General features: G+C 61.7%; 14 protein-coding genes. 10 read left to right on the forward strand and 4 right to left on the reverse strand.

Annotated elements, in window-relative coordinates; translation table 11 throughout:
- Positions 1-42: 42 nt before the first annotated feature.
- The 7 genes from MJQ68_RS13465 to MJQ68_RS13495 all read left to right on the forward strand — a co-directional run bounded on the left by MJQ68_RS13465 (position 43) and on the right by MJQ68_RS13495 (position 8487).
- Positions 43-1488: a dihydrolipoyl dehydrogenase family protein gene (locus MJQ68_RS13465; protein WP_238751648.1), complete on the forward strand. Its 1446-nt coding sequence runs from the start codon at positions 43-45 to the stop codon at positions 1486-1488.
- A gap of 1 nt (position 1489) precedes the next feature.
- Positions 1490-3256, forward strand: coding sequence for a malto-oligosyltrehalose trehalohydrolase (gene treZ / locus MJQ68_RS13470; protein WP_238751649.1), 1767 nt, complete (start codon positions 1490-1492; stop codon positions 3254-3256).
- A complete protein-coding gene (treY, locus tag MJQ68_RS13475; RefSeq protein WP_238751650.1) occupies positions 3253-5526 on the forward strand; it encodes a malto-oligosyltrehalose synthase in 2274 nt (757 codons plus the stop codon). Before treZ ends, treY begins: the two co-directional genes overlap by 4 nt.
- Before the next feature lie 117 nt (positions 5527-5643).
- Positions 5644-6276: an outer membrane beta-barrel protein gene (locus MJQ68_RS13480; protein WP_238751651.1), complete on the forward strand. Its 633-nt coding sequence runs from the start codon at positions 5644-5646 to the stop codon at positions 6274-6276.
- Positions 6277-6345: 69 nt separating this feature from the next.
- Positions 6346-6927, forward strand: a complete 582-nt coding sequence (locus MJQ68_RS13485; RefSeq protein WP_238751652.1) for an RNA polymerase sigma factor — start codon at positions 6346-6348, stop codon at positions 6925-6927.
- Positions 6924-7499, forward strand: coding sequence for a hypothetical protein (locus MJQ68_RS13490; RefSeq protein WP_238751653.1), 576 nt, complete (start codon positions 6924-6926; stop codon positions 7497-7499). The genes MJQ68_RS13485 and MJQ68_RS13490 overlap by 4 nt, the downstream gene beginning before the upstream one ends.
- A gap of 61 nt (positions 7500-7560) precedes the next feature.
- On the forward strand, positions 7561-8487 hold the full coding sequence (locus tag MJQ68_RS13495) for a DUF4097 family beta strand repeat-containing protein (RefSeq protein ID WP_238751654.1): 927 nt from the start codon (positions 7561-7563) through the stop codon (positions 8485-8487).
- Here MJQ68_RS13495 and MJQ68_RS13500 read toward each other — a convergent pair.
- On the reverse strand, positions 8484-9257 hold the full coding sequence (locus MJQ68_RS13500) for a DUF697 domain-containing protein (RefSeq protein WP_238751656.1): 774 nt from the start codon (positions 9255-9257) through the stop codon (positions 8484-8486). The genes MJQ68_RS13495 and MJQ68_RS13500 overlap by 4 nt on opposite strands.
- A 123-nt stretch (positions 9258-9380) precedes the next feature.
- Here MJQ68_RS13500 and MJQ68_RS13505 point away from each other — a divergent pair, with 123 nt between their 5' ends.
- A complete protein-coding gene (locus tag MJQ68_RS13505) occupies positions 9381-9674 on the forward strand; it encodes a hypothetical protein (protein ID WP_238751657.1) in 294 nt (97 codons plus the stop codon).
- Here MJQ68_RS13505 and surE read toward each other — a convergent pair.
- Positions 9671-10513 carry a 5'/3'-nucleotidase SurE gene (gene surE, locus MJQ68_RS13510; RefSeq protein WP_238751659.1) on the reverse strand — a complete coding sequence of 281 codons (843 nt, stop codon included), beginning with the start codon at positions 10511-10513 and terminating at the stop codon, positions 9671-9673. The genes MJQ68_RS13505 and surE overlap by 4 nt on opposite strands.
- 76 nt (positions 10514-10589) lie before the next feature.
- Between surE and MJQ68_RS13515 the strand changes: the two genes are divergently transcribed.
- Positions 10590-12422: a tetratricopeptide repeat protein gene (locus MJQ68_RS13515; protein ID WP_238751660.1), complete on the forward strand. Its 1833-nt coding sequence runs from the start codon at positions 10590-10592 to the stop codon at positions 12420-12422.
- Here the strand turns inward: MJQ68_RS13515 and MJQ68_RS13520 are convergent.
- On the reverse strand, positions 12381-13280 hold the full coding sequence (locus MJQ68_RS13520; protein WP_238751661.1) for a DMT family transporter: 900 nt from the start codon (positions 13278-13280) through the stop codon (positions 12381-12383). The two genes, MJQ68_RS13515 and MJQ68_RS13520, sit on opposite strands and share 42 nt — an antisense overlap.
- A gap of 24 nt (positions 13281-13304) precedes the next feature.
- Complete coding sequence (locus MJQ68_RS13525) at positions 13305-13832, reverse strand: helix-turn-helix domain-containing protein (protein ID WP_238751662.1); 528 nt, start codon at positions 13830-13832, stop codon at positions 13305-13307.
- A 212-nt stretch (positions 13833-14044) separates the two neighbouring features.
- Here MJQ68_RS13525 and MJQ68_RS13530 point away from each other — a divergent pair, with 212 nt between their 5' ends.
- Entirely contained in the window at positions 14045-14593 is a 549-nt protein-coding gene (locus tag MJQ68_RS13530; protein WP_238751664.1) for an RNA polymerase sigma factor, read from the forward strand.
- Positions 14594-14717: the final 124 nt, after the last annotated feature.

The following is a 14717-nucleotide window of genomic DNA, read 5'->3' on the forward strand; positions in this document are numbered from 1 at the left end:
TTCCACAGGGAAACTTTTACGACTTCCACTCATTGACCAGCTATGCCAAACTACACACACGACCTCATCGTCATCGGCGCCGGCTCCGGTGGACTCGGAGCCGCTGGATTCGGCGGAGCGATCGGGCTTCGGGTCGCCCTGATCGATAGAACGGAGGAACACTTCGGAGGCGACTGCCTGAACTTCGGCTGCGTACCGAGTAAGGCGCTGCTTCACGTAGCCGCCCAGTTTGCCGGCGCGCGGCAGGCGACGCAGTTCGGGCTGCGTACGGAGGGGAAAGCCGACTTCGGCCGGGTCATGGACTACGTACACCAGCAGCAGGACATCATTCGCGAGCACGAAACTCCCGCCTACCTGCAGAAGGAATACGGACTCGACTGCCTGATCGGCGAGGCCATGCTCACCGGCCGCCGCGAGGTGACCGTAGGGGGCAAGAAGCTGTCGGCCCCCCGCATCATTCTGGCTACCGGCTCCAAGCCCCGCCACCTCGGCACGCCCGGAGTCGAGCAGGTGAAGCAGTACGATAACGAGTTGGTGTTCAGCGAGCTGCACGAACTACCCGAACGCCTGCTGATCGTGGGCGGCGGACCCAACTCCTGCGAGATGGCCCAGGCCTTTCAGCGGCTCGGTAGTCAGGTCACGCTACTGAACCGCGGGGAACGGCTGCTCAATCAGGACCCTCCCGAAGCCGCTGCCGTGCTGGAGCAACACCTGCGCGATGAGGGGGTCAGCATACGGCACGAAACGGAAGTCCTACGGTTTACGGATGCCCATACCGCTACGCTGGTCAGTGATGGATTGGTGGACGGCACGATCTCCTTCACCCACCTCATCGTGGCCGTCGGTCGGGAGGTACGCACCACCAGTTTGGGACTGGAACTAGCCGGGGTAGCCACCAAGCAGGGCAAGATCGTTGTCGACGAATACTATCGTACCACTAATCCCGCCATCTACACGGTAGGCGATGCCTACGGCCACGAGATGTTCAGCCACGGGGCGGAGAAGCACAATACGGACTTATGGACGAATTTGCTGAGTCCCGTAGACCGCAAGCATTCCCTGAAGCACTTCAGTTGGGTGACCTTTACTGACCCGGAGATCGCTACCTTCGGCTTTACGGAGCAGCAGCTGCGGGAGCGGGGGATGGCGTACGAGAAAGTCGTACAATCCTTTGACCACGACGACCGGGCCGTAGCGGCTGATTACCGGGACGGCGTCCTGATCCTCTACCTGTCTAAGCCGCGCTTCGGCAGTGCCAAACTATTGGGAGGCTGCATGGCTGCACCCGGGGCGGGGGAGATGATCCAGGAGCTGCTACTACTAAACATGATGGATGCGAAGTACAGCACCCTGACCAACAAGATCTATGCCTACCCCGTAGGCAGCCGCATCAACCAGAAGCCCGCCCGGGACCGGGCGCAGCAGCGGCTTCTTTCCCCCCTCACAAAGCGATTGCTGCGTGCGGCGTACCGCCTGCAAAATCGCTAATATGAATACCTTTCCCTACCTCCCCCTCGGTCCGCTCGCGCCGGACGCCGACGGGCTACGCCAGTTCCGGCTCTGGGCACCCGCGGTAAAGCAGTTGGAGCTCGCCCTGTCGCAGGGAGAGGCCACCACCATCCACCCCATGCAGGAGGAAGGGCACGGCTACCTGATTTCCGCTCCGGTCCAGGCACCCGCCGGTACCCGCTACGGCTACTACCGCAACGGCTCGCGCCGCAAGCTGTACCCCGACCCCGTCAGCCGCTACCAACCCGACGGCGTGCACGGCCGCAGCGAAGTAGTGGACAGCGAGCCCCGAACCGACCAGACCTGGAAGGGCCGCACCCTCGAGGGGGCCGTACTGTACGAGCTGCACCTGGGCACCTTTACCCCAGAGGGTACGCTACGTGCCGCTACCGATAAACTCGGCTACCTACGCGACCTAGGCGTGAACACTATCGAGCTGATGCCCCTCAACCAGACGCCGGGCGAGCGCAACTGGGGCTACGACGGTGTGCTCCCCTTTGCCCTGCAGCGCGCTTACGGCCGGCCGGCGGATCTACGCCACTTCATCGCCTCCGCCCACGAACGCGGCATTGCGGTGCTGGTCGATGTCATCTACAACCACCTGGGGCCGGAGGGCAACTACCTGCCCAAATTCTTTCCCGTATTCACCGATCAGCACCATACCCCCTGGGGACCGGCGATCAACTTTGACGACCGGCAGGCCGACGGCGTGCGCAATTACTGGCTACAGAACGTGCGCCTCTGGCTCGATGACTACGGTGCGGACGGTCTTCGCCTGGATGCGGTACACGCCATCAAGGATTACTCCGCCGAGCATTTCCTGGAATCGGTCCGCGAGGTGGCCGATGAGATCGGTACGCGTGACGGGCGTGAGCTCATCCTGCTCGCCGAGGTAGACCTGAACGCACCCCGCTACCTGCGGCCCCGCAGCGAAGGGGGCTACGGTATGAGCGGACAGTGGGTGGACGAGTTTCACCATGCCCTGCACGTCGTGCTCACGGACGAGCGGCGCGGCTACTATGAAGACTTCGGTACCCTGGATCAGCTCGCCAAGGCGCTGCGCGACGGCTACCTCTACACCGGGCAGTACTCCGCCCAGCGACAGCGCAACTTCGGTGCTTCACCGCAGGCGGCCGGACTGCAGCCCAGTCAGTTCGTCGTCTTTCTGCAGAACCATGACCAGGTGGGTAACCGCATGGTGGGCGACCGCCTGCTCGATACGGTCGGGGTGGACAAGTACCTGCTGGGTGCGGCTACCTACCTGCTTTCCCCCTTCACCCCCATGATTTTTATGGGCGAAGAGTATGGTGAGCGCAATCCCTTTCCCTACTTCGTGCACCACGGCGATGCTCCCCTGATCGAAGCGGTCCGCAAGGGGCGGGCAGCGGAGTTTGCCGCCTTCCAACAACCGGGCCACACGGTGCCCGATCCGCAGGCCGAGCGTACCTTTCAGTCGGCCAAGCTGAGCTGGGAGGAAGACGAGCGCATCGCCAGTTTTTACCGACGGGCCCTGCACCTGCGCGCCGCCGCCCCCCGCGACTATTCCTTTGCGGATATATCGGTGGACCGGAAAGACAATTTGCTCACCTGGGCGATCAGCGGCAGCCCCTATACTGCCTGCGCCAACTTCGGAGCTAGCGAACTGACCGTGGAGGTGGACGGCGAGCTGCTGCTAGAGTCTAACGGTGCCACCCTGGATAATCACCTGCTCCGGCTACCCGCCTGGGGCTTTGCCCTAACCCAATGACGACCTACCGCATTCAATTTCACGCCGGCTTTACCGTACGGCAGCTGATCGAGCAGCTAGACTACCTGCAGGAGCTGGGCATCGATACGGTATACGGTAGTCCGGTGCTCGCCGCCACGCCGGGAAGTACCCACGGCTACGACGTGATCGACGCCAGTATCCTCAATCCCGAAGTGACCACGGAGGAGGACTGGGGGATGCTGCACGTACAGCTCCACCAGCGGGGCATGCAGTATATGCAGGACATCGTACCCAATCACATGGCGCTGCGACCGGAAAACGCCTGGTTCAAGACCGTGGTCCAGGACGGCCGCGCCGGGGTATACGCCGATCACTTCGATATCGACTGGGAGCACCCCCGGCTACCGGGCCGGATGATGCTACCGGTACTCGGAGACAGCCCGGAACGCGTGCGCGAGCAGGGGCAGCTGGAGGCTTACAAACACGGCGTGCGGGTGTACGACTCCTACTGGGAAGGACCGGATGCAGATCGCGACGCCCCTGCCGAGCAGCCCACCCACGTAGCGCCCGTACACTGGCAGACCGTCAACGACTACATCAACTACCGCCGCTTCTTTACGGTCAACGAACTGATCGGGATGCGCACCGAGGACCGGGAGGTGTATGAAGACCTCCACGAGCGCACCTTCGCCGACGTGAAGGCCGGCCACATTCACCACCTGCGGGTAGATCATGTGGATGGACTGCTCGACCCTACGGGCTACCTGCAGCGGCTGCGCGAATCTGTCGGCCCCGATGTGCAGGTGTACGTAGAAAAGATCCTCGAGCCCGGCGAGCGGCTACCCGCCGACTGGCCGGTGCAGGGCACCACGGGCTACGACTTCCTGGCCGAAGTGAACCGCCTACTGACCAACGAGGCCAGCAGCAACGCCTTCAGCAGCTTATACGAGCAACTTACCCACGAGCCGCTGCCGGACTACGCCGCCCTGGTGTTCCGCAACAAGCTGATGCTGGTGCGCGAGCACTTCAGCGGCGAGTTGGATAACCTGGTGCGTCGCTGGGACCCCCTGCTGCCGGACGAACTGCGCGGCGGCTTCCGCGAGACTCTGGCGCACTGGCTGGCGGCCTTCCCGGTATACCGCATTTATCCTACGGGCGGACCGCTAACCGACCACGAGCTGGCCGTGTGTATGGAGGCCGCAACGGCCGTTACAGAGTACGCCCCCGGCCAGGGGCGGGGTGTGCTGAGCTGGGTCAACTGGTTGGCCCACCAGGAGTTTTCCGGCGATGCGCTGGAGTACCTGCAGCGCACCCAGCAGCTGAGTGGTCCGCTTATGGCTAAGGGGGTCGAGGACACCACCTTCTACCAATTCTGGCGCGAAGCCCACCTCAATGAAGTGGGCAGCTCCGCCGATCCCGCCGACCGGGTGCTGGTGCGCGACTTTCATCAGTTCATCGCCGAGCGGCCCAGCACGACGATGAACGCTACGGCCACCCACGATACGAAGCGGGGCGAAGACGGTCGGGCCTTCCTCCAGGCGCTGACCTTTTACCCCGAGGCGTGGAAAGACTTCGTGGAGCTGGTCATGCGGACCCTCGATACCGGCGCGGTGCGGGCCCGCGGCGTGTACCTGGTGCTGCAGAGCATGGTTGCCGCCTACCCCCTGCATAAATCGCCCGAAGAGGCTGGTCTGCGCGACCGCCTGCACACCTACCTGGAAAAAGCCCTGCGTGAGGGGAAGGAGATGAGCGACTGGGCCGACCCCAACGTAGCCTACGAGCAGAGCCTCAACCACCTGGCCGATCAGTTGCTGGACCACGACGATCTACGCACGGCACTGGAGCAGCTGCTGCGGGATATCTGGCCGCAGAGCCGTCACAATAGTTTTGCCCAGCTCATCCTGAAGTGTCTCTGTCCCGGCAACCCCGACATCTACCAGGGCACCGAAAGCTGGGACTTGAGCTTCGTGGACCCCGACAACCGCCGCCCGGTAGACTACGCCAAGCGGCGGCGCTGGCTCCGGGACGGACCGAAGGATACCTACGATCCAGCCCGCAAGGCCCAGCTGCTGCGACTGCTTCTGCAGCTGCGCCGGCAACATGCTGACTTTTTTGCGAAGGCGGACTATACTCCCGTGCAGGAGGGCGACGACGTGCTGGCCTTCCGCAGATCGTACCGCGGGCAGGAGTTGACCGTCAAGATCGCCAAGCGGGCGGGTACGCAGGTGCAGGGGCCGGAGGGGGAGGACCTGCAGCGCGTAGTCACGGACGCGTACGGGGCTGGATTGGGGGTTTGGTTCCGCGCTTAGCTGCGCCAGACTGTAACGTCTGACCGGCCGCGGACATAGATTAGGTAAGTCTTAACACCCTTCGTGCACGCTAGACCCTAGTTTAGACGCTATAGCGTTGACCAAGCTACCTGACACATGAACTACAAATTCGTATTTCTCCTCCCCCTGCTGCTGTGCAGCCTCAGCAGTTTCGCTCAGATCGAATTCGGCCTGAAGGCGGGGCTGGCCACCAGTTCCCTGGAGGGGGAAAGTTTCAGCCTGAGCCGGGAGGGGCGGCAGGATTTGCGTGTTGCCCTCGAAGAAGCGGATTACGGCTTCCAGTTCGGGGCCCTGCTGCGCATTCCCCTCACGCCCAACCTGACGCTGCAGCCCGAAGTGACGCTGAACAGCGCCAAAAATACCTTCACGCTGGAGGACCCCGATGAGCAGATCTCGGAGGTGTTCGACGAGCGGTACAACGACGTCAACGTACCCGTACTGCTGAGCTACAAGCTGGCCTTTCTGCGCCTGCAGGCCGGTCCGGTAGGGCACTTCTTCGTGTCGAGCACCGACGACCTACGGGATGACGCCGGCATTGAGCGCACCTTCGAGTCCTTCAATATGGGCTACGCACTGGGTGGGTCCATCGATATCGGTCCGCTCACCTTCGATGTGCGCTACGACGGCAACTTCGCCAAGTATGGCGAAACGTTCACCTTCCGGGGGACGGAGATCGACATCGATCAGTCGCCCAAGCGGTGGATCGGATCGGTAGCCTACCGCTTTTAGCCGTAGTTTAAGCACTACCCGACCAACCTCCCTGGGTAATCCGGGCTCCCTATAGCAGAGCCTTACCCTATGATACGCAAGCTAGCCACCTCCCCGCCGGACCGGCCGCAGCTCCTACGCAATACCCCCGCCCGGATGACGGAAGCCGAACTCATTGATGCCTGCCGCCGGCACGACCGCCGGGCCCAGAAGGAGTTGTACGACCGCTACAACCGGGCCATGTATACGGCCTGCTACCGCATCTGCGGTGATTTTGACCTGGCCAACGATGCCCTGCAGGAAGGCTTTCTGAAGGTGTTCCAAAAGCTGCACACCTTCCGGGGAGAGAGCACGGTGGGAGCCTGGATCAAGGTGGTCATCGTACGTACCGCCCTCAATCGCCTGCGCCGGCAGCCCCGCTACGAAGAATTACCGCTGCACCATGCGGACGAAGAAGTCAACTGGGGCACCACCGCGCTGGACGTGGAGTACCTGGAGCGTGCCATCCAACAACTGCCGGACGGCTACCGCGCCGTCTTCGTCCTGATCGAAGTGGAAGGATACAAGCATAAGGAAGTAGCCGAGCTACTAAACATCAGCGTGGGGACCAGTAAGAGCCAGCTCTTCTACGCTAAGAAGAAATTGCGTGACTACCTCAAGGCCTACGTATGAACGAGCACAACTACGACCGCCTGCGGGAGGCCCTGGACCGGCTACCCACCTACAACAGCCCCGGTGACAACTGGGACCACATCGCCCGTGCCCTCACCCCACCGCTGCGGGAGCAACTGCCCAGCTACGCCCCGCCGCCCGCCGTGTGGAACGCCCTGAGCAAGGAACTCGACGCCGTGCCCCGGTCGCGGCTGCGCCGTCTGCCGGGCAGACAGCTCCTGGCCATCGCCGCTACGCTGCTGCTACTCCTCACGACCGGCTTCCTGCTGGTGAATCAGGACCGTGGACCGGTGATCAGCTACTCCTACAGTCAGGAGGCCCAACCTGCCGAGGTAGTAGCAGACTGGGACGATGACGAAGCCAGCTTCGATCGCGCCCGCCAGGAAGTGCGTACCCGCAACGAGCCCCGCCTCAATAACCTGGGTCACGAGCTGGACGAGCTGACCTACGCCCGCGAAGAGGTCAAATCCATGCTCACCGCCTACGGCGACGACCCCGGCGTAGTACAGCAACTGGCCGAGATCGAACGCGAACGCGACGACGTCTACCGCCGTATCATCATCGAGCTGTAAGGCTGACTCCGTGCCCAATCCGTGCCCAAAATCCGCGCAATCCGTGTTTAACTCCTCCCCGGTGAAAGCCACGTACCTACTGCTTCTCGTGCTATTCACTTGCACCTGCGTACGCGCCCAGTCTCCGGACCTGCGCGAGGTGGTCACCAAGACGATCGAGGATACCTACACCTACTCTGCTGGCAGCGAACTGGCCGTGGAGGGAGAGAAAGCGGAAATATTCGTAGAGACTTGGCCTAAGCAGGAGATTAGCGTACGTGTAGTGCTTACCGCCCGGCATCCCCGCCTGGAGCGGGCCAAGACCGACCTGGAAAACCTGGAGTTCCTGACCGAAGTAGCGGGTAAGAAGATCTTTTTACGCAACCGGCGCAGGGATAAAACGCTGAATCCTGAAAGTGAACTAAGTGTACACTATTACATCACGCTGCCCGAGGAGTGCCCCGTGTACCTGAAGAGTCACTTTGGCGCTGCTACGATCTCTAACCTCCGCAACCGCCTGCGGATCAATGGGGAGTTTTCGGCCATCAAAGTCGATAACGTACAGGGGATGCTGGATATCCGCACCCGCTTCGGTGACATCACGGGGGAGCGGATAGATGGCAATGTGGTGATCAACGCCCGCAGATCCGACATCAACCTGCTCGACGTGGGGGGCACCTTCACGATCAATGCGCAGTACGGCGAGCTCCGCCTGAGTCCGAACCTGAACATGCGCGACCTGCGGGTGAACGCGGACAAGAGCAACGTCTACATCTACGAGCCCATCGGCGGCGAGGGCCTGGCCTACGAGCTGGCGAGTAATAACGGGGAGATGAATCTCCCGGAAAATCGCACGCTGATCGAGCTGGAACGCACCAACGAGTGGCGGCGCATCCAGATCGGTCCGAATACGGAGCGCAGCGGCACGGTCACGGCCAGCGTTACCTTTGGCAACCTCTACCTGGCTAAGCAGCAGCGAATACTGGAGGTGCGGCCTACCCGCTTCTAGGAGCCGATGATGCGCTTCTTCATCGCCTCGAATTCTTCTTCGGTGATGATGTTCTGTGCCTTCATTTCGGCGAGCTCGCGGATCTTGCGGATGTTATCCTCTGCCTCGCGGACGGCCTCGGGCTTCCCCGCAGGAGCAGCCGGTGGCGGAGGGGGGACCTTTGCTGCGGGAGCGCCGACGCCGGGCTCCGTCACGGGTATCTTATTGAAGCTCGACGGTGCTGGGGGCGGTGGTGGTGGAACGATGTCCTCGGCCTGCTCCTGCTTCCACTGCTTGGCTACGTCCTTGCCCTTTTCAAATTTTTCATTGTAGACCTTCTTGAGGCGGGCTACGTCGAAATCCAGAAAGGTGCCGCCACTGCTGAAGTGCTTCTTGAATACCTCGCCCATAGCGTAGGTGCTGGCGCCATTCAGTACGGCGGTGGCTACACCGCCTACGATCGTACCGATGCCGGGGATGAGCTTGATGAGGCTGCGCGCACCGGCCTTGGTCATGGTGCTGGTGGTGAGGGAGGTGACGATGGTCTTGCCCTGGGTTTCGGCGAAGTCGACGCCGTACACCCGGCAGAGCTGCCGCGTCATATCTACCTGTAGCGCCGACACGGCAAGAATATCGGCTACGGGCAGGGGCACCAGGTAGCTGGCTCCCATGCTCCACACTACGTGGTTGCGGATGATGGTATTTGCGTGGGCGTCCTTATCGGTGGTATCGTCGGGCATGATCGATTTTTTGAGCGTCTTCTTGGCGTAGTCGGTGAATTTTTTGCGCATGCTGGAAGAACAGTAGTTTGCTAGTCGAAGTTAAGCACCGCCGCCGCATTATCGACCGGGGCACCGTGCGTAGCGATGAACGCCGTCGCCGTCCGGGCCGTTGTAGCGAGGCAAAACAAGCTTATGATCCCCCGCAATGACCACTTCTGGATCGGTCTGGCCGTATCTGTCTTCGTGACCGTCGTCGCTTACGCCCTCCTCCTACAGCTGGGCGACTGGCTCAGTGCCGGTGCGAGCCGCAGCGTGGTCTTCAAGCCGCGCACGCTGGCCCTGCTGGCCATCTCGCTCAACGTGCTGCCCATGAACGTCTTTCGCCGCACCTACCGCACCCGCGCCATGAAGGGACTGATGGTGGGCGTGATGGCCCTGGCGGCCGTATGGTTCTACGTCTATGGCGTGGACCTACTGGGAGGCTAGAACTGCTCCAGCTGCTGTTTCTTTTCAATCGCATCGTCGGTATAGGTGACCCCCTCGGGCTGCAGTCCGGATTCGATGATCTGCAGGCTGGTGAGCGCGCGGTGGTTGGTCAGGTCGTGCAGACTGGGGACCAGCGAGACGTAGCCCTGCTCGAGGGCGTAGGCGTCGGTGTCGGTGCGGGTGTCTTCATTGACGAAGCGGCCCGTCAGCCAGTAGTAGGGCCGCCCCCGGGGGTCCTCGGCCTTCACGTATTCCTCCACCCAGCGGGCTTCGGCCTGGCGGCAGACCTTGAGCCCTTTTATCTGTCCGGCGGGCAGGTCCGGAATATTGACGTTGTAAAGGCTGCCCTCGGCCATGCCGTTGGCGAGCACGAAGTCGACCAGGTGGCGCACGTAGGGCAGGCAGACCGAGAAGTCAGCGTCCGCCCGGTAGTTCAGGAAGCTGAAGCCGATGCTCGGGATGCCCTCCAGGCTGGCCTCCATGGCCGCCGAAAGGGTACCGGAGTATAGGATATTGATGGCGGCGTTGCTGCCGTGGTTGATGCCCGAAAGGCACAGGTCCGGGGTTCGACCGTCGAGCAGTACGCTCTTGGCTAGTTTGACGCAGTCGACCGGGGTGCCGCTGCACTCGTACGCTTCGATATCTTCTCCCAGGGCATCGGATTCCCGGACGAAGATCGGTACGCTGATCGTGATGGCGTGGCCCTGGGCGGACTGCGGGCTATCTGGCGCCACCACCAGCACGTCACCGAACTCCCGGGCTACGGTAACCAGGGCGGCGATGCCACCGGCGGTAATACCATCATCATTCGTAACCAGGATCAGGGGGCGGGCAGACATATACGTACAGGGCTTGAACCCCTGCAACGGGCAGCGACCGCATTGGGTTGCCGGCCGGGCCGGCTATCTTCGGCCCATGACCGTCAATCTGCCGTGGTACCGTCGGGGGCGCCTCCAGGCCGTGGCCCTGTTCGTCTTCAGTTGTTTGCTGTACGCCAACACGCTGGGGCACGACTTCGTGCTCGACGACGCGATCGTGATCACTGATAATACGCTCGTGCAGCGGGGAATAGCCGGCTGGCCGGAGCTATTTACCCACGATACCTTCTACGGTTTCTTTGGCGAGCAGGAGCGCGGGGCGTTGGTGGCCGGCGGACGCTACCGTCCCCTCACGCCGGCCCTGTTTGCGGTGGAGCAGCAATTGGCGCAGGGCCCCTTCGTGTCTCATCTGCTCAACATCTTCTGGTACGCGCTACTCGTGGTCGTGCTGTGGGGTATGCTGCGGGAGCTACTGCGGGGGCACGCCCTGCCGTGGTGGGTGGCGCCGGCTGCGGCGGCACTCTTCGCGGCCCATCCACTGCACACCGAGGCGGTAGCCAACATCAAGGGGCGGGACGAGATCATGGCCTTACTCGGCGCGGCGGCTGCTGCTTGGCTGCTGCTGTGGGCGCAGCGTCGGAACGTAGGGTGGGGCGGGTTCGCGGGTGCGGTGGCCTTCTTGTTGGGCTGTTTGGCTAAGGAGAATGCCATCACCTTTGCCGCGGTTATTCCCCTGCTACTCTACGTGGCGCGGGGTGGTGGGTACCGACACGTGGTACCCGTGCTGGTCGCGGCCGCTGTATTCCTGCTGCTGCGCGGCAGCGTGCTGGGCTGGAGTCTGGGTGAGCCTTCGCTGGAGCTGATGAACAATCCGTTCCTGCAGGAGGTGGGTGGTCGTCCTCAGCCGCTGGGCTTCTGGGAGCGGCAGCCGACGGTGCTCTACACGCTGCTGCTGTACCTGAAGCTGCTGGTCTGGCCGGCTGATCTGGTGCACGATTACTATCCGGCGGCTATAGAGCTGAAGACCTGGGCCGATCCGTGGGTCTGGCTGAGTCTGCTGCTGCACGTAGGACTGCTGGTCTGGTCGGCACTGCACCTGCGTTCCCGCCCTAAGTTTGTGGCACTGGGGGTGTTGGTGTACCTGCTGACGCTGTCGGTGGTGAGTAACGTACTGTTTCCGGTGGGGACTTTCATGAGCGAGCGCTTCCTGTTCATGCCTTCGCTGGGGGCGGTGCTGGCGGTGGTGAGTCTGCTTGCGCGGCGACCGGTGCTCGGCTGGGGGCTACTGCCGGTGATCCTGCTGTTCGGCGTGCTTACGGTAGATCGGAACGGAGACTGGCGGGACAACTACACACTGTTTACCAGCGATCTGGAGCGACAGCCGCGGAGTGCCAAGCTCCTCAACGCCGCTGCCGGAGCTGCCTTGGACCGGGCACAGGGTCAGGACCTGACAGATCCACGTACCCGGGAAACGATCGTCACGGCACGCGAGCGGCTGAACGAAGCGTTGCGTATCCACCCCCGCTACGGCAATGCCTACCTGCTACGGGGGAATGCTGCCTTCCTGATGGAAGACTACACGGCGGCAATTGCCGACTACGAATGGGCCCAGGGCTACGGGGTGGGGGAGACCACGGTGACGAAGAACCTGGTGCTGGCCCTGCAGCGCGCGGCACGCAAGGCCGGCGAGGAGGAGAACGATCTGGCCAAAGCGAAGGCCTACCTGCTGCGGGCGGATAGTCTGCTACCGAACCAGTACGAGACCTTGCGGCTGCTGGGGATCAGCAGTGGGGTAGGGGGGGATAACCGGGCCGCATTGGAATACTTCCGCCGCGCGCTGGAGCTGGCGCCGGATAATGAAGGGGCCCAGCAGAACTACGCCATTGCCCTACGGCTGAATCAGCAGCTTGCTCCGCCGCCGCCGGAGTAGGCGCATGGCGGCCGTATAGCCAAATACCGCCACGAGGATCAGGGCCGTACCCCAGTAAAAGTTGGGACTGAGCTCCTGGGCATCATCGAGCAGGAAGTAGGCCAGGAAGATGCCGTAGACGGGTTCCAGGTTGACGGTCAGGTTGGAGGCGAAGGCGGATAGCTTGTGGAGCGCGCGCAGGGATAGAAAGAAGGTGAGGGTAGTACAGAGTAGGGCCAGGACTAGCAGGTATACCCAGTCGAGCGGGCTGGGCCAGAACTTGTCGCCACCGAGGGAATACAGGAAGGGGGCCAGAAAGAGCGTAGCGGCACCGAGCTCGATGAAGGTGATGCGCAGCGGATCGCTGCTGCCGATGTACTTCTTATTCAGGCTGGTGAATACGGAGACGAGGGCGGCGGAGAGGAGTCCTACGAGGATGCCTATGTTCATCCCCGCGTCCACACCGTCCACGATGAGCCAGATACCGGGGAGGATAAACACGCCGAGCAGTAGCTCGTACCAGACGAAGGGTCGCTTGACGATCAGCGGCTCCAGGATACTGGAGAAGAGTGAGGTAGTGGCCATACAGACCAGCGCGATGCTGGCGTTGGCCAGCTTGATGGAGCCGTAGAAGGTGACCCAGTGCAGGGCCACGATGGTGCCGATACCGGCCAGGAGGAGAAAGCGGCGCAGGCCTACTTCGCGTACGATCTTACCGATGCGGACGAAGAACACCAGGCTCAGGCTGGTGAGAAAGACCCGCCACCAGACCAGGTTGAGGGCGGAGAGCTGGATCAGGTCGCCCAGGATGGCCGTGAAGCCCCAGAGGAACACCGCCAGGTGCAGCTCCAGGTAGGCGCGTTGCTCGGAGTAGGCCATTGTGTCAGGTACTGCCAGTGTGACTTAGCTACACTGACATTCCACCTCATCCAGCAGCCGGGCGTGCTCCTGCAGCAGCTGGGTGCTCAGTTCTTGTAGTTGCAGGTAGTGGGCGGCTAGCAGCTCGGCTTCCTTGCAGGGCTGGCCCATGCTGGCGCGCTTGTGTTCGAACAGGCGGCGGGAGGAGTCGAGTAGTTGCCCCAGTTCGGTATGCCGGCGGCGGTACTGAGTGAGGGCTTCCTGCTCCTGCTCGCGCTGCGTGTGGTGGGCGCTGCGGGCCAGAGCGAGCTCGGTGGGGTCCGTAAAGTCGCGCCGCGTAAGGTCACGCGTCGTGATATCGAACAGATTGGAGATGCGCAGCAGTTTGCAGATGCTGGGCTCGGCCGAGCCGCTTTCGTAGCTGGCAATATTGCCGCGGTTGAGGCCGACGCGCTCGGCGAGCTCCGTCTGCGACCAGCCGGCCTGACGACGAAGGATGCGCAGATTCGTGGCGATGTAGTTGGGTAGCTGATCCTTGCGAAGGGCGGGTGAATCAGGATCCTTGGCGTTCATGGGACAGGGCAGGCTAGTGTGCCTAGTTTACACTTCGGTGACGGAAGAGGTTGAAAAGTGTAAAGTTTTTTTACGGAACGGTCGATTACATACAGCCTTTGGTATAGAACTTGCATCTATATACCGTACATCGGCCTCGTTGCGCTTGCATACTGTCCTGACAAGGACTAGTTTTGTAAAGAAATTTGACAGGGCCCCCAAAAAACGGAACGATGACCGCGACCATACAGCAACAGAAAGATATCCAGGAGCTACTCTCCACCATCACGAATAGCCTGCGCGCGTTCAGCCTTAAGCTGACGGGCAATATGAATGATGCGGAAGATCTCTATCAGGATACTGCGCTACGCATCATGACCAATGCGGAGAAGTATAACCCCGGCACCAATTTTAAGGCCTGGGCGGTGACCATCATGCGTAATATCTTTATCAATAACTACCGCAAAAAGGTGCGGCGCAACCTGATCATCGATCAGACGCCCAACAACTACTACATCAACAGCGGTAACAAAACCGTAGTCAACGACGGGGAGAGTGAAGTCACCTTCAACGAGCTGCAGGAGCTGGTCGACCGGCTGCCGGACGACTTCCGCGTGCCCTTCCTGATGGCCTACCAGGGCTACAAGTACGACGAGATCGCCGAGCAATTGGGTAGCCCCCTGGGTACGATCAAGTCGCGCATCTTCTTTGCCCGTAAGAAGTTGCAGAAGATGTACGAAGAAGCCATGCGCGAACGTATGGTTGCCTCGGTCGCCTCCTAGGCATAGTTTGAACTTCGTGGGGGCCGGAGGGTTAGAAGGTCTTGAAACCAAGCCGGGTGCGCAGTTAAACTATCTGTTGTACCTTGCAGCCTGCCATTTGTGCTTACACTTTGAACGAAAACAC

Origin of the sequence: Neolewinella maritima (assembly GCF_923081025.1) — a bacterium.
Lineage (GTDB): Bacteria > Bacteroidota > Bacteroidia > Chitinophagales > Saprospiraceae > Neolewinella > Neolewinella maritima.

What these genes read in the sequence shown, in the direction of transcription:
- MJQ68_RS13465 (WP_238751648.1), top strand. Translation starts at nt 43, where the DNA reads ATGCCAAACTACACACACGACCTCATCGTCATCGGCGCCGGCTCCGGT.
- surE (WP_238751659.1), bottom strand. Translation starts at nt 10,513, where the DNA reads ATGTCTGCCCGCCCCCTGATCCTGGTTACGAATGATGATGGTATTACC.
- MJQ68_RS13525 (WP_238751662.1), bottom strand. Translation starts at nt 13,832, where the DNA reads ATGAACGCCAAGGATCCTGATTCACCCGCCCTTCGCAAGGATCAGCTA.
- MJQ68_RS13520 (WP_238751661.1), bottom strand. Translation starts at nt 13,280, where the DNA reads ATGGCCTACTCCGAGCAACGCGCCTACCTGGAGCTGCACCTGGCGGTG.
- treZ (WP_238751649.1), top strand. Translation starts at nt 1,490, where the DNA reads ATGAATACCTTTCCCTACCTCCCCCTCGGTCCGCTCGCGCCGGACGCC.
- MJQ68_RS13500 (WP_238751656.1), bottom strand. Translation starts at nt 9,257, where the DNA reads ATGCGCAAAAAATTCACCGACTACGCCAAGAAGACGCTCAAAAAATCG.
- MJQ68_RS13485 (WP_238751652.1), top strand. Translation starts at nt 6,346, where the DNA reads ATGATACGCAAGCTAGCCACCTCCCCGCCGGACCGGCCGCAGCTCCTA.
- treY (WP_238751650.1), top strand. Translation starts at nt 3,253, where the DNA reads ATGACGACCTACCGCATTCAATTTCACGCCGGCTTTACCGTACGGCAG.
- MJQ68_RS13490 (WP_238751653.1), top strand. Translation starts at nt 6,924, where the DNA reads ATGAACGAGCACAACTACGACCGCCTGCGGGAGGCCCTGGACCGGCTA.
- MJQ68_RS13515 (WP_238751660.1), top strand. Translation starts at nt 10,590, where the DNA reads ATGACCGTCAATCTGCCGTGGTACCGTCGGGGGCGCCTCCAGGCCGTG.
- MJQ68_RS13480 (WP_238751651.1), top strand. Translation starts at nt 5,644, where the DNA reads ATGAACTACAAATTCGTATTTCTCCTCCCCCTGCTGCTGTGCAGCCTC.
- MJQ68_RS13530 (WP_238751664.1), top strand. Translation starts at nt 14,045, where the DNA reads ATGACCGCGACCATACAGCAACAGAAAGATATCCAGGAGCTACTCTCC.
- MJQ68_RS13505 (WP_238751657.1), top strand. Translation starts at nt 9,381, where the DNA reads ATGATCCCCCGCAATGACCACTTCTGGATCGGTCTGGCCGTATCTGTC.